This is a genomic window from Neorhizobium populisoli (assembly GCF_019430945.1).
Lineage (GTDB): Bacteria > Pseudomonadota > Alphaproteobacteria > Rhizobiales > Rhizobiaceae > Neorhizobium > Neorhizobium populisoli.
Window position 1 is genome coordinate 21,242 of sequence record NZ_JAHYCB010000002.1, and the last position, 22,055, is coordinate 43,296.

The following is a 22,055-nucleotide window of genomic DNA, read 5'->3' on the forward strand; positions in this document are numbered from 1 at the left end:
TCAGCTCACTTTCTGGGGCCAGGCGTGTTGAAGACGGCCGGGTGGCTGTCCTTTTCGTGGCTCGATCGGTCTTCGGCGATGAAACGAAAATCGGTGGCCTCGGCGGAGATGGCATCCTTCGGCAGGGTGACGAAAACCTTCAGCGCCAGCGTCTTGTCCGGCTCGACCTGGATGGCGAACAGCCGGCCCGGCAGGTCGGTGACGCCGGTGATCTTCATGGTCGCTTCCGGCAGGCCTTCCATGGAGAGAAGGATGGTGCGCGGTTCGGGGATCATGTTGAGCAACCGCACGGTAAAGCCGTTGCGGATCGAACCATCGGACTCCAGCACGAATTGCGGATTGCGATCGTGCAGCACATTCACTTCCAGCCGGTCGCGGGAAAGAAGGGCATAAACGAGGCCGAGACCCACCAGCGCCCAGACGCCGAAATAGAGAAGCGTGCGGAAGCGCAGGATTATCTTCCAGTTGAAGTGCCGCATGGCGTCGATGAACGAGCCGTCCGTATTGCGCACCTTGCCGGGATCGATCGCCGTCGTGCCGCCGCTGGTGGCGATGTACATATTGTGATCGTATTCTTCGAGCGTTGCATAGGCGATCAGCCCTCGCGGCTTGCCGATCTTGTCCATCACGCTGTCGCAGGCATCGATGCAGAGCGCGCAGGTGATGCAGGCCAGCTGCTGCCCGTCTCGGATGTCGATTCCCATGGGACAGACCGCGACGCAGGCATTGCAATCGACGCAATCGCCGACCGGCTGGCCGGTCGCAGCCGCCTTCTTCGCATGCCGGCTGCGCGGTTCGCCGCGCCAGTCGTTATAGGTCACGACAAGCGAATGTTCATCCAGCATGGCGCCCTGAATGCGCGGCCAGGGGCACATGTAGATGCAGACCTGTTCGCGCATCAGCCCGCCCAGAACATAGGTCGTGGCGGTCAGCGTCGCGACGGTGGAATAGGCCACCATTGCTGCTTGTCCGGTGACGAAATCGAAGGCGAGAGACGGCGCATCGGCGAAGTAAAAGATCCAGGCGCCACCGGTCGCCACCGCGATCAGCAGCCAGATCGAGTGTTTGACGACCCGCTTCCACAGTTTGCCGAACGACCACGGCGCCGCATCGAGCTTGATGCGGGCATTGCGGTCCCCCTCGATGAAATGTTCGACGGCCAGGAAGAGATCCACCCAGACCGTCTGCGGACAGGCATACCCACACCAGGCCCGGCCGACCGCCGAGGTCACCAGGAACAGTCCGAACCCCGCCATGACCAGCAGGCCGGCAACAAAGAAGAATTCCTGCGGCCAGATTTCGATGAAAAAGAAATAGAACCGCCGCCCGGCGAGATCGACCAGTACCGCCTGATCCGGCGCAAACGGCCCGCGATCCCAGCGTACCCAGGGCGTCAGGTAATAAATGCCGAGCGTGATCAGCATCACCAGCCACTTGAACCGGCGAAACTGGCCTTCAGCCTTTTTGGGAAATATCTTTTTGCGTTTTTCGTAAAGCGGCTGATGCGGCTTGCCGGGCGGATGCGCGGACTGAACGTCGATGCGCTCGACCGACGAGCCGTTCTGTTCCAAATGCGAGGCGGTATAAAGGTTCATGGGACGATATCCTTAGGTCCCATATTTTCGCATCACGGCAGGTGTGAGCCGTTGATCAAGGTCAACCGACCGGGGCGTCGGGCTGCGGCATTCTGGCGGTGAGACGTGAAATGCATTATTTTTAATAGGGCCAAGGAGAGGATTATGGGTCTGCATAAAATAGTGATCGAAGTCGATGATAAGCTCTTGGCAAAGATCGACCGTATGGCGGCCCTTTGGGGTCTCTCCCGCTCCGAAGCTGTTGTGCGGATGCTGGAGGAGGCTTTTGCTGCAGAAGATGCATTGAACAGCAAAGGCCTGCAGGACCCGGATAATGGGCGTTGAGATTGGATGAAAATCGACCGGGGCATTCGCACCCCGGCCGGTATCGAGCTTCGTTACCTTACAGCGAGTGAATGATCACTCCCCGCCACCCAGCGAGTGGATGTAGACCGCAAGCTGCTTGACCGCGACGTCGCCAAGCCGGGCGTTCCAGGCCGGCATCACGCCGTGGCGTGGCGCGAGAATTTGTCGAGCGATGCCGGCTTCGCCATCGACTTTCAGCCAGATGGCGTCGGCGAGATCGGGAGCGCCCATGTCGCGATTGCCCTCAGCCTTTTCGCCGTGGCACGAGGCACAGTTGTCGGCGAAAAGCTGCTTGCCGGGGGTGGCCATGGCCGGGTCGCGGGGTGTGCCCGTGAGGCTCACCACATAGGCGGCGATCTCGCGGACCTCGTTCGGTTTCAGCATGTCGGCGAACGCCGGCATTTCCGAGATGCGGGTTTCCGGATCGGCGGGATCGCGGATGCCGTGGGCAACCGTTTGGTAGATCTGATCGAGATTGCCGCCCCAGAGCCAGTCGTTATCGTTGAGGTTCGGATAGCCCTGGCCGCCAGCAGCACCGCTGCCGTGGCATGGCGTGCAGTTGACGCGGAAGGCTGCCGCACCGGCGGCGGTCGCGAATTGCGACAGCTGCGGATCGGCAGCGATCTCCTGTAGCGACGAGGCGGTGATCTTCTCCACCACCGCGCTCTGCGCCACCTTGGCGGCATTCATGTCCGCCGCGAATTCGGCGCGGCTCGAAAAGCCGAGCACGCCGCGGGTTGCGTCATTGATCAGCGGCCAGGCCGGGTAGAGTACGCAATAACCGATTGCCCAGATGATGGTGGCGTAGAAGCACAGCACCCACCAGCGCGGCATCGGGTTGTTCAGCTCACGGATGCCGTCCCATTCGTGGCCGGTGGTTTCGACGCCGCTGACTTCGTCGATATGCCCATTGGGTGTAAGTTGATCCGCCATGATCAGTCCTCCTTCAGGGGGATCTGTGCAGCCTCGTCGGCAGAGGCTTTTCCGCCGGGGCGCAGGGTGAAGACGAGAACGCCGAGGAAGAACAGGGTCATGGCAAGCAGACCCCAGCTGTCGGCGAAGTGGCGCATGGCCGTGTAGAATTCCATGTCCTTGACCTCCTCAACGGTAACCGGCGGCATCGTCATAGGTCGAGAAATCGACCAGCGTGCCGAGCATCTGCAGATAAGCGACCAGCGCATCCATTTCGGTGAGCTTCGTCGCATCGCCGTCGAAATCACCGACCTTCGCCTTCGGGTAGCGAGCCAGAAGTGCTGATGTATCGGCGTTCGGGTCCGCCTGGGCGGTAAGGTCCGCCTTGGCGCTGGCGATCATCTCGTCCGTATAGGGCACACCGACCGAGCGGTTCGCTTTCAGGTCCATGGAGACGTCGGTGATCTTGAGTGGCGTTTCCTTGAGGAAGGCGTAGCTCGGCATCACCGATTCCGGCACGACGTCGCGCGGTTCGGTCAGGTGCTGCACGTGCCATTCGTTGGAATAACGATCGCCGACGCGGGCAAGGTCCGGGCCAGTCCGCTTCGAACCCCACTGGAAGGAATGATCGTACATGCTTTCCGCCGCCAGGCTGTAATGCCCGTAGCGCTCCACTTCGTCGCGGAAGGGGCGGATCATCTGGCTGTGACAGACGTAACAGCCTTCACGGACATAGATGTTGCGTCCAGCAAGCTCGAGCGGCGAGTAAGGCCGCATGCCTTCCACCTTCTCGATCGTGTTCTGCAGGTAGAAGAGCGGGGCGATCTCCACGATGCCGCCGATCGAGACGACGAGCAGCGAACCGACCAGCAAAAGCGTGGCATTGCGTTCGATGTAGTGGTGTTTGTCGAGAATAGACATGGTCGAACCTCCTTACTCGGCCGGCTGCAGGGCAGGCGACTTCGAGGGTGCCTTGGGCAGCGAGCCGCCGATCGGTGCCTCGTCGCGCTGATGGCCGAGGATGGTCATGGTGATGTTGAAGGCCATGATGAGCGCGCCGGCGAGGTAAAGCCCACCGCCGATGGCGCGCAGCACGTAATAGGGCAGCATGGCCGCGACGGTTTCCGCGAACGAATAGACGAGGAAACCCTGGTCGTCGTACTCGCGCCACATCAGGCCCTGCTGCACGCCGGCGACCCACATGACCGCGGCGTAGACGACGATGCCGAGCGTGGCGAGCCAGAAGTGCCAGTTGACCATGCGGACCGAATAGAGCCGCTCGCGGTTCCACAGTTTTGGCACCATGAAATAGAGCGCACCGAAGGTGATCAGGCCATTCCAGCCGAGCGCACCGGAATGCACGTGGCCGATCGTCCAGTCGGTATAGTGGCTGAGCGAGTTGACGGCCTTGATCGACATCATCGGCCCTTCGAAGGTCGCCATGCCGTAGAAGGCGACGGCCATGATCATCATGCGGACGATCGGGTCGGTGCGGATCTTGTCCCAGGCGCCGGAAAGCGTCATCAGGCCGTTGATCATGCCGCCCCACGAAGGCATCCACAGCATGATCGAGAACACCATGCCGAGTGTCTGCGCCCAGTCGGGCAGGGCGGTGTAGTGCAGGTGGTGGGGGCCGGCCCAGATATACATGAAGATCAGCGCCCAGAAGTGGATGATCGACAGCCGGTAGGAATAGACCGGGCGGTTCACCTGCTTGGGGATGAAGTAATACATCATGCCGAGGAAGCCGGCGGTGAGGAAGAAGCCGACCGCGTTATGGCCATACCACCACTGGGTCAGCGCATCCTGCACGCCCGAGAAGGCCGAGTAGCTTTTGACGCCGAGGAACGAGGCAGGGATCGCCAGGTTGTTCACCACATGCAGCATCGCGATCGTCACGATGAAGCCGAGGTAGAACCAGTTCGCCACATAGATATGCGGCTCGCGGCGCTTGATGATCGTGCCTAGGAAGACCACGAGATAAGCGACCCAGACGATCGTCAGCCAGATATCGACATACCATTCCGGCTCCGCATATTCGCGGCTCTGGGTAATGCCGAGCAGATAACCGGTCGCCGCCATGATGATGAAGAGCTGGTAGCCCCAGAACACGAACCACGCGAGATTGCCGCCGAACAGGCGCGCCCGACAGGTGCGCTGGACCACATAGAACGAGGTCGCCAGAAGTGCATTGCCGCCGAAGGCGAAAATGACGCCGGACGTGTGCAGCGGCCGCATGCGCCCGAAATTGAACCAAGGCTCGATATTGAGATCGGGGAAGGCCAGCTGCAGCGCAATGACCACGCCGACAAGAAATCCGACGATCCCCCAGAACATCGTGGCGACGGTGCCGTAGCGGATCACCTCGTCGAAATATTCCGACTGTTTTGCCGCAATCTGAGCCGGGGTTGGCGGCGTGAAGGAGATGCGGCGCATCAGCAGGATCGTGCTGATCAGCAGCGTGAAGAACAGCACCCACATATGGGCCTGAAACAGGCTGTCATGCGCAAAGGCCGCCCCCAGCAGAGCCAGGAAGGTGCCGATCGCCAGCCAGATGGTCTCGGAGACGTAATTCATGGTCTTGAGCCTCACAGCGCGAACGCGCTGCCGGTTGAAGGATTGTGACCATGATGGGGTGACACAGGGGGAGCGTGAGGCGTTTGACCTGCGTCAACGGGGAGGGTGTCGGGTGTTGGTAAGGTGAGGTTAACCGCTAATGTTGGAGCGCGGCACACCCCCCTCTGCCCTGCCGGGCATCTCCCCCACAAGGAGGGAGATTACAAGAGGCACGCTCCTCACCGCACATTAAACGTTGCGGCACTGAGCAAGATTAGTTGCCTGGGGAAACCGGTGCGCCCAGCCAATCTCCCTCCTTGTGGGGGAGATGCCCGGGAGGGCAGAGGGGGGTACCCCACGCTCCAACTCAAAATTGGAAGTCTCCTCAATCCTCCGGATCAAGAATGCAGCACTGCTCCGGCACAGGCGTCAGCATCGCTCTCGTCCCTGCCTCCAGCGGATCTGACAGCGCACCGTTGGCGGTTATCTCCCCCGCCGCCGTCTGGCACTTGTACTGATACGCCCGCCCGAGATACGTCCGTGTCCCAAGCGTCGCCGGAATACCCTCACCGTCGCGGCGCACCGTCAGGCCATCCGCTCGGCTCGCCAGCACGAAATCGTCCTTGATCGCCCCGAACACATCTTGCGACAGATGCAGCTTTGTCCCGCCGATGGCCTCCGCCGTCACCACCGCTCCATCGCGGCCGGTCACCTTCATGCGGATCAGGTTCTCGAACCCGACGAACCGCGCCACGAAGGCATTGGCCGGCTTGCGATACAGCATTTCCGGCGTATCGAGCTGCAGGATGCGGCCGGCATTCATGATGGCCACGCGGTCGGAGATCGAGAACGCCTCTTCCTGATCGTGGGTGACATAAAGCGAGGTCGTGCCGTTCGCCCGCTGCAGCTGGCGGATTTCGACGCGCATGTCGATGCGCAGCTTGGCATCGAGGTTGGACAGCGGCTCATCGAACATCAGGAGCGGCGGCTCGATAACGAGGGCGCGGGCGAGCGCGACGCGCTGCTTTTGACCACCGGACAATGCCGAGGGCAGGCGGTCGGCAAGCGGCGCGAGGCCGACGCGTTCCAGCATCGCCATGGCCCGCTTCACCCGGTCCGGCTTGGCGATAGTGCGCTGCTTGAGGCCGAAGGCGACATTGTCCAGCACGGTCAGATGCGGGAAGAGTGCGTAGTTCTGGAACACGAGCCCGATATCGCGGGCATGCGCAGGTAATGTCGTCAGGTCGCGGTCTCCGAGCCGCACGCGGCCGGCGGTCGGCTGCAGAAATCCGGCGACGATGCGAAGCGTCGTGGTCTTGCCGCAGCCGGAAGAACCGAGCAGCGAGACCAGTTCACCGGCGGCGACGGAGATGGAGAGATCCTTCAGAACTTGCGTGGTGCCGTAATGGGCCGAGAGGTTTTCAATAGTCAGGGATACGGTCACGAGAAACCTATTTGGTCAGGAATGTGAGGCCGAGCGTCGCTTCGACGATGGCCATGACGCCGACGGTTACCAGCATCAGCAGCACGGAAACGGACGCGATCGTCGGATCGAAGAACTGTTCCATATGCGCGAGAATCTGGATCGGCAGCGTGGAAATGCCGGGTCCCGTCAGGAAGACGGAGACAGAGACGTCGTTGATCGAGGTGATGAAGGCGAGGATGAAGGCGGCGATGACGCCGGCCTGGATATTTGGCAGCACTACCGTCATGAAGGTTTTCAGCGGCGGGCAACCGAGGCTCATGGCCGCTTCCTCGATCGAGAAGTCGAAGGACGCGAGGCTCGCGCCGACCACCCGCACCGAATAGGGCAGGACGAGCAGCGCGTGGCCGAGAATGAGGCTTGGGAAAACCGGCAGGCCGGCGGCAATGGTGATCGATTTCAGGAGCGAAAAGCCGAAGACGATTTCCGGTACCAGGATCGGCAGTACGAACAGCGTCGAAAGCCAGCGCGGCAACTCCACCCTGTAGCGGTTCAGCGCATAGGCAGCCGGAATGCCGATCAGCAGCGAAAGGCCGGTGCCGAGAAAAGCAACCTGCAGGCTGGTGATCGCCGTGCGCCGAAACGCCTCGATCTGGAAGATATTGGCGAACCAGCGCAGGCTCAGCCCCTGCGGCGGAAAGGTAAGGTAGGTCGTGTCGCTCAGCGATGCACCGATGATGATGACGAGCGGCGCAAGCAGGAAGAGGAAGACGAGGGCGGCAAAGGCGCCGAGGACGGGATGAATGCGTGTCGGCATCTTACACCGCCATCGGGTTCAGCCGGCGCGCGATCCGGCTCATGATGGAAACGACGGCGATGGTGATGACCACCATGATCGCCGCAACGGTGGAGGCGCCGACCCAGTCGAAGGTCACCATGGCGCGCTGGTAAAGGAATGTACCCATCATCATCTGCTTTTCGCCGCCAAGCAGCTGCGGCGTAGCGTAGGAGGTGAAACTGCCGGTAAAGACCAGCACCGCGCCGACAATGAGGCCGGGTGTGGCAAGAGGCAGGATGACCTGGAAAAAGGTGGGGATCGGCCTGGCGCCCAGCGAGGCGGAGGCCTCGATCAGGTCGCGCGGAATGCCTTCCAGCACGCCGGTCAAGGTGAGGATCATCAGCGGCACGAAGAGATAGACCATCGCGACGATGACCGAGCCTTCGGTGTAGAGCATGGAAAGCGGCTCGTTGATGATGCCGATCGACATCAGCGTGTCGTTGATGATGCCGTTCTTGCCGAGGATGATTAGCCAGGCGAAGGATCGGACGACGACGCCGGTCAAAAGCGGGAAGACCGCGGCGATGATCATGATGCTCTTCAGCCGGCCGGGCATCTGGGCGATGACATAAGCGGTGATGAAGCCGATCACGAGCGACAGCGCCGTGGTGATCAGTGCCACTTCCAGCGTGCGCCACAGCACGGCGCGGCGGAAACCGCTGTTGAAGAAGGCGGCATAGGTGGAAAACGCCCCCTTGGCCTCGCCGAACGTGGTGGCGATGGTGAGGGTCACGGGGATGATCAGCAGCACCGTGACGGCGATCGTCGCGGGTAGCGGCAGGCCCCATTTGGCGAGTTTGGTCATTGGTTTGTTATCTCATGTAGTGGGCTTGGCCCCCTCATCCGGCCCTTCGGGCCACCTTCTCCCCGAGGGGAGAAGGTGAGGTGCCGCACCGTCTCTATTCCCTCCTCTCCCTATCGGGGAGAGGGTGGCCGAGCAAAGCGGAGGCCGGGTGAGGGGGCTCCGGGCTCTGATCTTGCTCAGTGGCAACTGCCACCCTTACTTCCCAAACACCTCATTCCACTGATCGATCCACTCGGTCTTCGCCGCATTCATCTTCGAATAGCTGATCAGGCTGAGGCTTCCGACCTGCTCGGCGCCATAGGTCCAGATCTTCGCCTGTTCCGGAGTCAGCACCACCTTGGTGTTGATCGGCGCATCGACGCCCTGTTCGGCTTCCTTCTGCTGCACGTCCTTCGACAGGATGAAGTCGATGAACTTGTAGGCGAGGTCGAGGTTTTCGGTGCCCTTGGAAATGTTGATCGTGTTGACCGTGGCGATATCGCCTTCCTTGAGCTTGGCCCAGGTCATGGTCTTCACCGCGGCCTGCATGGAAGCGAGCGTGAAATCCTGCGCCATGGCGACGCGCACTTCGCCGGTTGAAATGAGGTTCACCAGTTCGGAACCGGTATTGTAATTCTTGACGATGTTCGGCTTCAGCGCCTCGACGGCGGCGAAGGTCTTTTCCGTGTCGGCATAGGGATCGACGCCAGCATGTTTGCCGGCTTGGATGACGGCCATCGGGCCGGCCGTGGTGGTGATACCCGGCAGCGAGACGGCGCTCTTCAGGTCCGGACGCCACAGGTCGTTCCACGACGTGACCGGCGGGTTGACCTTGGCGGAATCGTAAACCAAGCCGACGCGGCCGATCGTGTAGGCCGGGCCATACTTGCCCTGCGGCGCGCGGCCGAGTTCGTAGATCTCGGCAAGGTTCGGGATCTTCGACGGGTCGATCTCCTTGAACATGCCCTGCTCGATGCCCTGCTGCGAGAAGCTGTCGGAGAGGTAGACGACATCGACGCCCTTGCCGTCGCGGAGCTTCAGCTTGTTCAGGCGGTCGGCATTGTTGCCGGTCTCGAACACGATGTTGCAGTCGCAAATCTTCTTGAACGGCTCGATGATGTTGGCGTTCATCTTCTCGCCGTTATACCCCCACCAGGAAATGGTGAAGGTTTTCGACTGGGCGCTGGCCGTCGCGGCACCACCGAGAGAAGCGAGCAGGGCGAGGGTTGCCATTTGGGTGAAGCGAGCGGCTTTCATGAGCCATGTCCTTTGCGAGAGAGCGGCGTTGATCCGGCTCCGGGCGTCCCCCCGGATTTGAGGGGATACTATTTTTTGAACCGCCCCGTCGCAAGCTCAATAATTGGGCATTCGCGAATTTGAACAGGAGATGCGGTTGCTTTACAGACAGGGTGCCTGACTTTAGTTTCCGGCCATCCGAACTTTCGAAAGCATGCCCATGGTGACCGTGTCAGAAACCCTTCCAGACGACCTCCTGATCAACGCGAGCGACGAAGTGCGCATCCGGCAGGATCTCGTTCTGACCGCGCTGGGAAAGCGCCCGGCCGATCGGCTGCTCAGGGTCGGAAGGTTGCTGGATGTCCACAGCCGCACCTGGCTCGAAGACCAGGAAATCGTCATCAAGGGCCGCCGCATCGCCTATGTCGGCCCGGCTGGCAGCTATACGGGCGAAGTGATCGAGCGCATCCACGAGCCGAACCTTTCCGCCGTGCCGGGTTTCGGCGAGGCGCACAAGCATATCGAAAGCTCGCACCTGACGCCGGAATTCGAGGCCGCACTTGTCATGCCGCATGGCGTCACCTGGGTCTGTGAGGCAAGCCACGAATTCTCCAACGTCAACGGCGCGAAGAACCTCGAATTCTGGCTCACCGCTCGCCGTGCCGGCTCGCCGATGAAGATCTTTCCGCTGCCGGGCTCGGCCGTGCCGCCGACCGCCTATGAGTGGGGCGGCGGTCATTTCGGTTATGATGAGCAGAGGCAGTTCATGGGCGAAAGCCTGATGGTCGCCGGCCTCGACGAGGTCATGGACTGGCCTTCGATCACCGACCCCTCCAATCCATCCTATGATCGCCTCTGGGGCATGATCGGCGCGACCTTTGAACAGCGCGGTGTGGTGGAAGGCCACGGCGCCGGCCTGCGCGACTTGGCCTCGGTCAATGCCTTCGCCGCTGCTGGCCTGGCGTCGGATCACGAAGGCTGGTTCCTCGAAGAGGTTTGGCAGAAGCTGCAGCACGGCCTGTTCATCGAGCTTCGCCCGCATTCGCTGCCGGAAGTCATCCGCGGCCTGATCGAAAAGAACCTCGCAGACTGGTCGCAGGTCGCTTTTGTCACCGACGACCGCAGCGCCACCGATACATTGAAGATGGGCGCGACCGATTACAATGTCCGCCTCGCGATCGAAAACGGCCTTTCGCCGGAGATCGCCATCCAGTGCGTCACGCTCAACCCGGCACGGCATATGCGCCTGACGCCTTGGGTCGGCTCAATCGCGCCCGGCCGTTTTGCCGATATCGTGCTGCTCGACGATGTCGAAAAGCTCTCCATCGCCAAGGTATGGGCCGATGGACGTCCGGTCTCCAAGGGCAAGAAGTTTACCGGCTCATTGCCGAAGATCGACTGGCCGGACTGGGCGACACAGACGGTGACGATCGACCGCGAAGTCGCCGCCGCCGATTTCCGCATCGAGGCGCCCGCCGGTCGCGAGACTGCCAATGCAGCGCTGCTCCGTCCCTTCCACTGGTCGGACGATTTCATCACCATGGAACTGCCGGTGGCCGATGGCGCCGTGCAGCGCGATCACGACCGCAATGTCACGAAATTCTCGATCGTCGATCGGTTTTCCGGTCAGGCGAAGGTTTCAAAGATGTTCTGGCTCGGCACCGGGCCGCGCACGCCGGATACCGCTCTGGGCTCGACGCTCGGTCATGACAAGCACAATATCTGGGTCGTCGGCTCCTCGGACGAGGCCATGGCCATGGTCGCCAACGAGCTGAAGTCACAGCAGGGCGGCTGGGTTCTGGTTTCGGGTGGCAAGGTTCTGGCCCGCGTGCATTACGAGGTCGGTGGCCTGATGACGGCCCGGCCGGCGGAAGAGCTGGATGCCGAGATGCAGGCGCTCTACAAGGCCGGCGAAGCGATCGACTGGATGTATGAACCGACATTTTCGCCACGCTGGTGGCCGGGTTTCCCCGAGCGCCTGTCGTTTGCAACGCTCACCTGCTCGCCCTGGCGCTGGGTTCTCGTCGCGCCGTCCGAGCGCGCGCCGCAAGGTTTCGTCAACGTTTTGACCGGTCAGACGCATCCCATCGTCTGGTAAAGGTCCAGGATTTCAATCAAGGAAAACGAATATGCCCGAACCGACACTGTTTACGCCTTTCAAGGTCCGCAATCTCGAACTCCAGAACCGCATCGTCATCGCCCCCATGTGCCAGTATTCGGCAGAGGACGGCTGCATGACCGACTGGCACCTGATCCATCTCGGCCAGCTGGCGCTTTCCGGCGCGGCGCTGCTGACGATCGAGGCGACCGGCGTCACCCCGGATGGCCGCATCACCTATGCCGACGTTGGCCTTTATGACGACGCGACCGAGAAGGCGATGGGCCGCGTGCTGGACGGTATCCGCAAATGGTCCGATATGCCGATCGCCATCCAGCTCGCGCATGCCGGCCGCAAGGCTTCCACCGACAAGCCCTGGTTCGGCGGCAGCCAGATCGCGCCTGATCATGAGAACGGCTGGCAGACGGTTTCCGCCTCCAACATCCCCTTCAACCCGAAATACGTCGCGCCGACCGCACTCGACAAGGACGGCCTGAAGCGCATCCGCGACGGCTTCGTCGACTCCGCCAAGCGCTCTGCCCGCTTGGGCATCGCCGCGGCACAGATCCACGCAGCGCATGGCTATCTGCTCCACCAGTTCCTATCGCCTCTCTCCAACCAGCGCACCGACGAATATGGCGGCTCGCTGGAAAACCGTATGCGCTTCCCGCTCGAAGTCTTCGATGCGGTTCGCCAGGCCTTCCCGTCCGACAGCGCGGTCACGGTTCGTGTTTCGGGGACGGACTGGGTGCCCGGCGGCTGGGATATCGACCAGACCGTCGCCTTCGCGCAGAAGCTCGACGAACTGGGCTGCGACGCGATCCACGTTTCGAGCGGTGGTCTCTCCATGGAGCAGAAAATCCCGCTTGGCCCGAACTACCAGGTGCCGCTCGCCCGTGCCGTCAAGGCGGCGGTGAAGATGCCGGTGGTCGCCGTCGGCCTCATCACCGAACCGACCCAGGCGGAAGCGATCGTTTCGACGGGCGATGCGGATCTCATCGCACTCGCCCGCACAATCCTCTACGATCCCCGCTGGCCCTGGCATGCGGCAGCAGCGCTAGGCGCTACGGTCTCCGCAGCACCGCAATATCTCCGCTGCCAGCCGTCGCAGCTGAAGAGCCTGTTCAAGAGCTGACGGTCGTATGCACGGCATGGACCAGCGGTTCTTTGATCGCGGCGCGGTAGATGTCGCCCGCGACCTCATCGGCGTCGAACTCGATGTCGCGGGCGTCGGCGGCATCATCGTCGAAACGGAAGCTTACGAGCCGGATGAACCCGCCTCGCACAGCTTTCGCGGGCCGACACCGCGCACCGCCGTGATGTTCGGCCCGCCGGCTCTTGCCTATGTCTACCGGTCCTACGGCATCCATTGGTGCCTGAATTTCGTCTGCAGGCCCGGCAGCGCGGTGCTGATCCGGGCCATGCAGCCGGTTCGTGGTCTGGACGAGATGGAAAGGCGGCGCGGCCTTGCCGATCCGCTGCTCTTCTGTTCCGGGCCTGGCCGGCTGTGCCAGGCGCTCGGCGTCGGCATCGAGCACAATGGTCTGTCGCTCCTGCAGGCACCGTTCGAATTGCGCCTGCCGGACGTGCCGCCGCTGGTCGTGGTCGGCCGGCGCATCGGAATTTCCAAGGCAGTCGATCTGCCCTGGCGTTTCGGCCTGTCCGGCTCGCTGCATATCAGCAAGAAATTCACCGGCAAGGGCGGTCTCGCCCCGGCCTGACCGCGCTTTACCGGTTGCGGCCGAGCAGCGACAGAAGCCCGCCGGTCGCAAGGCCAAGCAACACGCCGCCGGCGGCCAGCAGCAGCGCATAGGACATGATGTTGTCCGAGAGCCAGTTGGCGGCGATCAGGCGGACGTTTTCCAGCGAGAAGGGCTGCGTCGGCAGGAAGCGGAACCGGCTCACCGGAATCTCCGTCAGGTCTTCCTTGCCGTCATAGACGATAATGCGGCCGCGCAGCTTGTTCCATTCCTCGCGGGGAGCAAGTGCCTGCATGCCGTCCTTCAACGCGCTTCCGTCTGGTGAGACGATCGCGGTCCACGTACCGAGCTGTGTCGGGTCGCTTTCCTGTGCGATCAGCATCTTGGCGGTCTGATCGGGCTTGTAAAGATTGTCTGTCGCCGGGGCGAAACGCAGCATGCCGAAGGACAGGTCGAAATTGTCCTTGGCCCATTCGCTGAGCGTCGCGAATTGCCGTGCGAAGAAATTGTTACCGGTGCGCTGCTGCCAGTCCTGCAGCGTCACAGAGGAAGAGGCCGCTGCCGTGGCGGGGCTGCCGGATGGGCTCCAGCTGTTGCGGGCTTCCTGGTCTATCTTCAACTGAGTGAGGATATTGGCGGGAAAATCGGAAACGGCCCCGACAAAGAGCGCGTTCGTTCCGGTAACCCGGGCTGCCGATATGGTAACGTCGATCGGCAGGATCGTATGCGAGGCCACCGACATCTTGCTGACGAAGGTTGCTGCCGCCGAAAGTGTCTGCTCGTCGATACGCCCAAGGAAGAGGGAGATCGGGTCCGCATTGGTTCGATAGGGAAAACCGGTGCCGGCCGTTGCCGCGAGATTGGGGATCTGGGCAATGCGCGCGAAATTCGGCATCTGGAACTGCGAGCTGCCGAAGATCGCAAAGCGCGCCTTGTTGTCGGCCGTTGCCCCTGGCGCGCAGACGCTGTCCTTCTGGGTGCGCAATGCCGCTTCGATGGTGATGGTGTTCACGCCCGGTTTGAAATGCTGCAGCGTCAACTTGATCGGCAGGTGGCGCAGCACGGCGCCGCCGCCCGAGGTGATCGGTACGGTCGAAGCGATATTGCCGTTGACGAAGATGTCGATATGGCTGCCCGGCTGGACATCGCCGGAATAGGCGGCGTCAAGCAGGATGCGCGCCTCGCCGTAGGCATTGGCGTAAAAGTCCGACGGCACGCCGATCGTGAAGCGGCTGCGGAACAGGCGGCCGGAAAACTCCTGACCTTCGATGCCGAGCTGGGTGAAATCGATCAGCGCATTGTTGAACAGGAACGGCGTATCGAGGCCGTGCCAGGATTGGGTCGCCAGCGTCTCACGCCTCTGGGTGGACACGCCGCCGCCCGTGGAGGCGACGAAACTGTCGATCAGGCCGTCGAGTGCTGGCCAGCTGGGGCCGGAAAGCACCAGGGCCGAATAACCGTCCGCGCCGGGATAATCGAGGAAGCTCGCCACCGCCGCATTCGCAGCCGCTGGCGGAAGGTTGGGCAGGTACGGGCGCAATTCATCGTAGGTGCCGATAAAGATTGCAAGCTCTCCCCGTTTCGGAAGTGCGCTTGGAACCTTCTCGAAGGTGAACGACTGGTTCGGCATGCCGCCCATCAGCGCCAGTCCCTGCGAAAGCCGCATCAGCACATCGGTGGCGCCAAGCTGGTCGAGAGCCGGTACGATCAGCCGAAAGCGGGTATTACCGGCATCATCGAGACCGATTGCCCTTATATCGTCCAGCCGCGCGAAACGGCTCATGTTCGCGGAGTCAAAGGACAGGAACGTGCGGGTCGGATCCACCTCCGTCCACAGCTCGAACGTCGATTCGATCGTGCAGTCGGTGCGATGGCGCTGGTTGCTTTGAAACTTGATGAGATTGATGCCGGCCTTCAGCGTGCTGGGCGGCACCTCCACGACATGATCGCTCACCTTTTCCGGCGAGTTGATCGAGCTGGCGTAGACCAAAACATCGTTGATGGTGATACGGAGGTTCGACATCTCCGGCGCAACGACGATGGCGTTCTGATAGGCGATATGCAGCTTGGACGGCGCTGCGGCCTGTTCAGGCGTCAGATAGACCGACCAGGAACGTTGCTCGGTTTCGCCATTGAGGCGCAGGCTCTTTTCGGGAACCAGATAACGGCGGGTCGAGAGCTCCGCGATCGAAGGCGCAGGTTTTGCCGGTGCCTGTCCGGCCTGCTGCACAGGGGCGGGTGCCTTGGGAGCAACCGGTACCGGTGCCTGGGCGGGCGCTGTCGACGGTGACGTCGGCGCTGGAGAAAGAGGGATTGGCGTCGCTGCCGGGGCCTGCGTCTGAACCGGAGCCGGAGCTGCAGGTCGTGCCGGTACCGCCGGAGCAGCTTGCCGAGGCGGCTGCTGTGCAGGCTGTTGGACCTGCGGTGCGGCCGGCTGAGCAGGCGATGATGCGGGCGGCAGGTTATCCCGCGCCCGCTCCTCGTTCATGCTGAACGGAGCGGACGACTGGCCGGCGGCCAGGCCGGCGGAAAGAAGCAGAATGCCAAGGACGAGCGCTTTTTTCATCATGCCCTCCTATTTTTGCGCGGGAACGCTGTCGCGTCCCATGGTACGGACCAGATAGGACAGGCCGCGCGCCGTCTGATAGATGGCAAGCCCCAGGAACCAGAGCGTTCCGCCGAGCAGGCCGGGATTCTTGCGTCGGGAAACCTGGAACTGCGTCCATAGAGCCGAATTGGCAAACATCAGATCGGCGATCAGCCGATGATCGACGGCCTTTTCCGGCATATAGCGGCAGCCGATCGAGCTGACATCGCCGGTCGTCTCGAAATTGCGGATTTCGACCGGCAGGTCGCTCACCGGCAGATCGCTATAGGGCTGGAAGCGCAGGACGGCGGTCTTCTCGACCGAGAGTTCCTTGAAACCCTCTGTATAAACCTGAACCGCTGCGCCATGCACCGAAACGTCCTCGATCGTCGCCGTGAACCACTTGTCGCCAATGCCGAACTCGCAGCGCCGGCTGACCTTGATGCGCCGGGAGGCCTGCCGTTCTCCGCGTTCGGAAACGACGCCGAGCGCGCAGCCGGCCAGGATGATGTTGAGGAGGTTCCAGCCGCCGACGACCAGCGTCACGTCCGCCTTGTAGGGTTCGGCATAGACACGGTAGACGCTGATCGCGAAAGCGACGATGAGCACGAAGAAGATGACGAAGAAGGGCCGGCTGATTTCCGACAATCGGCTCACCGCGACCGACTCGTCCTTTGCCGTCACCTTGAAGGTCGGCTTTCGCGGATTGAGCATGACCGACACCACGGCGGGCAACAGATGCACCGTCTGGACATATTCGTAGAGCTCGGAAATCCAGGGCCAGCGGAACGATCCGTAGAGATAGTTCTGCATCATCAGGTTGGTGACCATATAGGCCAGCGAATAGACCATGAATTCGCCGCCGGAAGACATGAAGATTTCCAGGTCGAAGAACAGATAGAAGAGCGGTGCGAACAGGAAGATCGTCCGCGGGAACGGAAAGAGCCAGAACAGCGTCGACGACATGTAGCAGAGGCGTTGCGGCAGCGAGAGACCGCGTTTCAGCGGCGGGAAGCGGAAGCGCAGGATCTGCATCATGCCCTGCGCCCAGCGGCTGCGCTGGCCGATGAAGCTCGCGAATGTCGCAGGCTGCAGGCCGGCGATCAACGGCCGGTCGAGGTAGAGGCTATGCCAGCCGGAGCTGTGCAGGTCGAGTGCCGTTTCACAGTCCTCGGTAATGCTGACGCCGGAAAAGCCGTTGGACTGTTCCAGCGCCTTGCGGTTCAGAACAGCAGCCGATCCGCAGAAGAAGGCTGCATCCCACTTGTCGAGGCCGCGCTGGATGATGCCGTAGAACATCTCGTTCTCGCTCGGCATTCTTTCGAACGTGCGCAGGTTGCGCTCGACGGGGTCGGGATTGAGGAAGAAATGGGGTGTCTGGACGAGGAAGAGTTTCGGATCCTCGTCGAAATAGCCGGTCGTTTCGAGCAGAAAATCGCGCGTCGGCGCGTGGTCGGCGTCGAAAACCGCCACCAGCGAGCCGGTCGAGTGTTTCAGGCCGTTATTGAGATTACCGGCCTTGGCATGTTCGTTCTTCTCGCGCGTCAGGTAATTGACGCCGAGGTCCTCGCAGAGCTGCATAAGCTGCTTGTGACGCTGTTCGGCGGCGCGGGCGTCCGCGACATTGGCGGATTTCCGCTTCTGCACGGTGCCGCCGTCGTCGAGAAGCCAGACGGTCAGTTTATCCGGCGGATAGTCCATGTTGCGGGCGGCGGCGAGGGTGTTGGCAAGCAGGATTTCGTCTTCGTTATAGCTTGGCACGAAGACGTCGACCGTCGGCAATTCCCGGTCGCGTTTGCCATAGAGCGGACGCGGCGGCAGCGGCATGGAGACGACGAAAAGGCTGAGTGCCAGCATCATCACGCTATACATTTCAGCCAGATAGACCAGCAGGCCGGGAATGAAGTTTTCGAGCTGGTTGATCGGAGGCAGCGTGCTTGTCGTGCGCCAATAGACATAGCGCAGCACCATGGCGGTGCCGAAGGCGAGCGCCACGAGCCGCCACTTGCCCTCCGCCTTGACGATCTTGATGATGGCCATGACGCCCACCACGACCAGGCTGGCGATCAGCTGAGTGCGGGTGTTGATCGGCAGCGTCACCAGTGTGATGATCAGGACGCTGGCCAGCGCCCAGATGAAGGCGGAGAAGACTATACGCATCTTACGTTACCTCCGTGCGCCGCAAATGGTGGTCGCAAGCGATCATCTGCACGCATTGGCCGCCCCGCTGGTCTGGCTGCAGGCGGGCGACGGCACGGTGACCCGCTGTCCCCGCGGCTGGTTCAAGCCCGAAGGCGTAGGGACGACGGGAGAACGCGTCGCGGCCTGGCCTGACGGCGTTCCTACGGGTGCAGTTGCATAGCCGCTGGTCGTCTGTCCGGTAACCGGTCGGGGCACGGAAACGGTGGGAGACGCGCTGACAGCCGGAGGTGGAACGAAGACCGGGGGAGCCGTCGCAACGGGTGCAGTTGCAACAGGCCGCGCCGCCCGGGTGACGGCCGGACGGACGTAGACCGGAGCAGGCTTCGGCGGCAGCACCGGCACGATCGTCTCGTTGGATGTCGGCCGCGGGTAGATCGGCGCGCTGGTGGCACCAAGCGTCGGCGCAACGGATTGTGGCTCGCCATAGGGGTTCCAGCCGGCGGCATCGACCGAGGCGGTGATCGTATAATTGTACATGACCGCCAGCAACTGTTGTTCGGTCGCGTCTGCCTGGCAGTAGCGCAGGCGAACCTGGATCGCGCCGAAATTGGCAAAGGGCGACATCGTGCCGCCCGGCGAGCGCAACTGCTGCCAGGCATACATGCAGAGATCGCCGCCGCCGCTATGGCCGAAGGCATAACCGAACGGTCCGTAGTTGTTCTGCACGTAGTAGGAGGAGCGGGCCATGCGGATGCTCGGGAAGGTCTGCCGCATTTCCGAATTGATGCTCGCTTCCGTCAGGCCGGCGGAGGAGAGCTTGTTTTCGCTGAAGGTGAACGGGCTCTCGGTTCCGAAGAGCTGTACCTTCAAGCTATTCTGCCCCGGTGTGCGGGCGGATGTATAAAGCGAAATGTCCTGCTGGACCGCATTGTCATAACGCCGTTCGATGACGCTGACGATCGCAGGCCCCGAAGGAGGCGGCAGGACCATGGCTTCCTCGTTGGGCACATTTTTTGCAAAAGTGCCCATCTGGGTCGGTTGTCCGGCGCAGCCGGTGGCAGCGAGCGGCAGCAGGGCCAGCAGCAATATCTTGTTGCGGAAGCCCCGGCTGCGCTTCTCTTCGATTCGAATCAGATGGTAATCCGCCATATGTGAGCTTTATCGTTTGAGCCGCGGACATCAAGCATCCACGGGCTTTCCCAAAGTCCATAAGCGGGGCCTCGACGCGAAAACAAATCACGGTCCCGGGTTAATGAGCCTTATCTAATTAGGCAAATCTAAAATGTTCGTTAACCATATCGTAGCAATGTGCAGGAAATCGAAGTGATTGTGCCAAACCTGTTCCGAATGGGAGCGGGCCGATCCGTAGCAGGACGATACGGGAGTACGCATGCGGTTTCCATTGATAGCATTGACGGCGTTGGGCTTTGCCGCAGTTGGCCTTTACGTGTTGAAAAGCCGCCCCGATGTCGATCTCGGCATGGTTACGCAATCCGTCACGCCCGATGTACCGCCGGCCAGTTCGTCGAAGAGCCCGCGTCCGGCTGCTCCGTTTGCGGAAAAGACCGAGCGCATCGTCGCCCAGCTTTTGACGCCGAATACCAAGACGGACACGAAATCCGGCCCATCCTCGCTGGTCATTGCCCAATCGCCGCAGCCTTCCGGTACATTGTCACCAGCCTCGCCAAGCCCTGACCCGGTTGAGACGGCCCAGACGCCGGCACCCCAGCCGGTCATTTCCGTTACCGCACCCAGCCAGGCGGATCAGCCGGCGGTGGACGAAAGCGCGCTTCGCTATTTCGCAGCCCGTGGAGACACCGCCCGCCTGCAGGCCGAAATCTCTCGCCTCCGCGCGCTATATCCGAACTGGAACCCGCCGGCCGATCCGCTGGCCGTTCAGGTGAACACCGACCGGCAGCTCGAAAACATGTGGGCGCTTTATGCCCAGTCGCGTTATGCCGATGTCCGCAAGGCGATCACCGATCGCCAGACGGCAGAACCGGGCTGGCAGCCGCCGGCCGATCTTCTCGACCGGCTGAAACTTGCCGAAGCCCGTGTCGGCGTCGTTGCCGCTTCGGACGCGAAAAACTACGACACCGTCATCCGTCTCGCGGCCGAAAACCCGACGCTTCTGACCTGCAGCGAAATCGACATGCTGTGGCGCGTGTCGGAAGCTTTTGCCGAGACCGAAAAGGCGGGTCGGGCGCGCGATGCCTATCTGTATATATTGAACAACTGCGACGATGCCTCGGCGCGGTATGCAACGGTGCAGAAGGCGAGCGAGCTGCTCGGCCCGGACATGCTGGAGCAATTGCTTGCCAAGGAGCGGACGCCGGCCGGTGGGCAGCCTGAATTCGAACCGTTGCGCGACGACATCGCCCGCCGCCTCGTGGCGGACGGCAATAGCGACGCTAAACTCGTCGTGCCGGAAAAATACCTGACGCGGCTGGAGCGGGTGGCCGAAAGCAATGACATGGCCTCGGATGCGCTGTTGCTCGGCTGGTATTATTACCGGCGCGACAATCTGGGCGGCGCCGAACGCTGGTTCCGCAAAGCCTTCACCAAGGAGGAGACGGCGTCTTCCGCAGAAGGGCTGGCGCTGACGCTGGTTGCCCAGAACTCTCCGGTCGAGGCCGAATCGGTCCTTTACCGCTGGCGCGATTCCTCCGATGGCTCGCGCGAGGCCTATCTGGCCGCAGTAGCCAATCTTCTGGCGCTTGATCCGCCGCCTGTCCTGCAGCAACAGGTGCTGCAGCGCATGGCGCCGGTGGTCATCGCCGCCCGCAATGCCGATGCCGCCCAGCAGTTCGGCTGGTATGCCCGCGCGATGCAGCAATTGCCGACAGCCGCCGAATGGTTCCAGGCCGCTCTTTCCTGGAAACCGGATGACGAACCCTCCGCTTATGGCCTTGTCCTGACCCGCAACGATCTTAACGATCGAGCTGCCGTCGCGCAGATCCAAAGGGTCTGGGGTGGGCGTTCGGAGCGCATCGCCCGGCTTGGAGAGGTTGTGACCGAACGCGGCGGAGCACGCCGGCAACTCAATATCGCATCCAATGCAGTTGTCGATGAAGGAACGCGGACCGAAGCGGTTACCGTGCAGCAACCAACGGCGCCGCCTGTTCCGGCCTATCCTGCTCAAAGGACGGAAGCGCCCGTCGCTCGGCCCATGCAGCAGGCAGCGCCGAGAACGGCACGCGTCGCCGTTCAGCCGGCCGCCAGTCGCGGTGGGTGCTGGACGACCCAGGATCCCAACCAGATGGCACCCGCTGCCGCGCTTGATCGCGGTTGGTGCCTGATGAATATCAATCGCCCGCTTGAGGCAGCCAAATCGTTCGAAGCCGCTTATGCGAGCCCGTCGCCGGATGTCCGGTCCGATGCCGCCTATGGCAAGAGCCTTGCCTATCTGCGCGCCGGCCTCACCAACAAGGCCTCTGTCGCCGCGGCCGATACGGCCCAGACGAACAAGCGCGCGGTGGAGCTACAGACAGCCATCCTGACGGACCGGGCGCTCAATGCTTTCAGGCTGGGGCGTTTCCGCGAAGTGATCGTCGCGCTCGACCAGAGGGCGCAGATCGCGCCCGAACAGGCCGACCTCATGGGGTTGCGTGGTTATGCCTATCAAAACCTCGGCCGGGAGGGAGATGCCCGCCGCATTTTCCAGGCGCTTGCCGACACGGGCGACAAGACCGGCCAGCGGGCGATTTCGGACATGGACAGCGATTACCACTAATCGGCAGGCCTAAAGCTTCGAAAGTGGAAAAGATGTTTCTGTCTGGGTCAACTGCAAGAAGCAAAACATGGGTTCTAATACTGTCTATTAACCTTCAGGCAAGGAA

17 protein-coding genes are annotated in these 22,055 nt (G+C 62.0%); 5 read left to right on the plus strand and 12 right to left on the minus strand.

Translation table 11 applies throughout. The features are described 5' to 3' along the window. Positions 1-5: 5 nt before the first annotated feature. Positions 6-1,595 (minus strand): cytochrome c oxidase accessory protein CcoG, encoded by a 1,590-nt coding sequence (gene ccoG, locus KX729_RS04395; protein ID WP_219741241.1) that lies wholly within the window; start codon positions 1,593-1,595, stop codon positions 6-8. Between the two features lie 144 nt (positions 1,596-1,739). On the opposite strand from ccoG, the gene KX729_RS04400 reads away from it, so the two are divergent. Then, positions 1,740-1,919, plus strand: a complete 180-nt coding sequence (locus tag KX729_RS04400) for a ribbon-helix-helix domain-containing protein (RefSeq protein WP_219741242.1) — start codon at positions 1,740-1,742, stop codon at positions 1,917-1,919. A gap of 75 nt (positions 1,920-1,994) precedes the next feature. Here KX729_RS04400 and ccoP read toward each other — a convergent pair whose 3' ends face one another. The 8 genes from ccoP to KX729_RS04440 form a co-directional block, all read right to left on the minus strand. Continuing rightward, positions 1,995-2,873 carry a cytochrome-c oxidase, cbb3-type subunit III gene (gene ccoP / locus KX729_RS04405; RefSeq protein WP_219741243.1) on the minus strand — a complete coding sequence of 293 codons (879 nt, stop codon included), beginning with the start codon at positions 2,871-2,873 and terminating at the stop codon, positions 1,995-1,997. Positions 2,874-2,875: 2 nt separating this feature from the next. Then, the gene (locus tag KX729_RS04410; protein WP_219741244.1) at positions 2,876-3,028 is read right to left on the minus strand and encodes a cbb3-type cytochrome c oxidase subunit 3; all 153 of its coding nucleotides are present in this window, start codon (positions 3,026-3,028) and stop codon (positions 2,876-2,878) included. A 13-nt stretch (positions 3,029-3,041) separates the two neighbouring features. Beyond that, a complete protein-coding gene (gene ccoO, locus KX729_RS04415) occupies positions 3,042-3,773 on the minus strand; it encodes a cytochrome-c oxidase, cbb3-type subunit II (protein ID WP_219741245.1) in 732 nt (243 codons plus the stop codon). A gap of 12 nt (positions 3,774-3,785) precedes the next feature. Beyond that, positions 3,786-5,429, minus strand: coding sequence for a cytochrome-c oxidase, cbb3-type subunit I (ccoN, locus tag KX729_RS04420; protein ID WP_219741246.1), 1,644 nt, complete (start codon positions 5,427-5,429; stop codon positions 3,786-3,788). A gap of 364 nt (positions 5,430-5,793) precedes the next feature. Beyond that, entirely contained in the window at positions 5,794-6,852 is a 1,059-nt protein-coding gene (locus tag KX729_RS04425; protein WP_219741247.1) for an ABC transporter ATP-binding protein, read from the minus strand. Between the two features lie 7 nt (positions 6,853-6,859). Next, a complete protein-coding gene (locus tag KX729_RS04430) occupies positions 6,860-7,648 on the minus strand; it encodes an ABC transporter permease (protein ID WP_219741248.1) in 789 nt (262 codons plus the stop codon). 1 nt (position 7,649) lies between these two features. Beyond that, positions 7,650-8,474, minus strand: coding sequence for an ABC transporter permease (locus tag KX729_RS04435; RefSeq protein WP_219741249.1), 825 nt, complete (start codon positions 8,472-8,474; stop codon positions 7,650-7,652). Between the two features lie 195 nt (positions 8,475-8,669). Beyond that, the gene (locus tag KX729_RS04440; RefSeq protein WP_219741250.1) at positions 8,670-9,710 is read right to left on the minus strand and encodes an ABC transporter substrate-binding protein; all 1,041 of its coding nucleotides are present in this window, start codon (positions 9,708-9,710) and stop codon (positions 8,670-8,672) included. Positions 9,711-9,909: 199 nt separating this feature from the next. Here KX729_RS04440 and KX729_RS04445 point away from each other — a divergent pair, with 199 nt between their 5' ends. From KX729_RS04445 to KX729_RS04455, 3 genes are read left to right on the plus strand one after another with little or no spacing between them, the layout of a single operon-like run. Beyond that, positions 9,910-11,787 (plus strand): adenine deaminase, encoded by a 1,878-nt coding sequence (locus KX729_RS04445; RefSeq protein WP_246617413.1) that lies wholly within the window; start codon positions 9,910-9,912, stop codon positions 11,785-11,787. A 31-nt stretch (positions 11,788-11,818) separates the two neighbouring features. Beyond that, positions 11,819-12,922 carry an NADH:flavin oxidoreductase/NADH oxidase gene (locus KX729_RS04450; protein WP_219741252.1) on the plus strand — a complete coding sequence of 368 codons (1,104 nt, stop codon included), beginning with the start codon at positions 11,819-11,821 and terminating at the stop codon, positions 12,920-12,922. Positions 12,923-12,938: 16 nt separating this feature from the next. Further along, complete coding sequence (locus KX729_RS04455; protein WP_219741253.1) at positions 12,939-13,508, plus strand: DNA-3-methyladenine glycosylase; 570 nt, start codon at positions 12,939-12,941, stop codon at positions 13,506-13,508. 7 nt (positions 13,509-13,515) lie between these two features. On the opposite strand, the gene KX729_RS04460 is transcribed toward KX729_RS04455, so the two are convergent. Genes KX729_RS04460 through bcsN form a run of 3 tightly spaced genes read right to left on the minus strand, consistent with a single transcriptional unit; the run spans position 13,516 to position 19,365 of the window. Next, positions 13,516-16,053, minus strand: coding sequence for a cellulose biosynthesis cyclic di-GMP-binding regulatory protein BcsB (locus KX729_RS04460; protein WP_219741254.1), 2,538 nt, complete (start codon positions 16,051-16,053; stop codon positions 13,516-13,518). A gap of 9 nt (positions 16,054-16,062) precedes the next feature. Continuing rightward, a complete protein-coding gene (gene bcsA, locus KX729_RS04465) occupies positions 16,063-18,234 on the minus strand; it encodes a UDP-forming cellulose synthase catalytic subunit (RefSeq protein ID WP_219741255.1) in 2,172 nt (723 codons plus the stop codon). A 42-nt stretch (positions 18,235-18,276) separates the two neighbouring features. After that, positions 18,277-19,365, minus strand: coding sequence for a cellulose biosynthesis protein BcsN (bcsN, locus tag KX729_RS04470; protein WP_219741256.1), 1,089 nt, complete (start codon positions 19,363-19,365; stop codon positions 18,277-18,279). 241 nt (positions 19,366-19,606) lie between these two features. Between bcsN and KX729_RS04475 the strand changes: the two genes are divergently transcribed. Further along, positions 19,607-21,949 carry a cellulose synthase gene (locus KX729_RS04475; protein WP_219741257.1) on the plus strand — a complete coding sequence of 781 codons (2,343 nt, stop codon included), beginning with the start codon at positions 19,607-19,609 and terminating at the stop codon, positions 21,947-21,949. Positions 21,950-22,055: the final 106 nt, after the last annotated feature.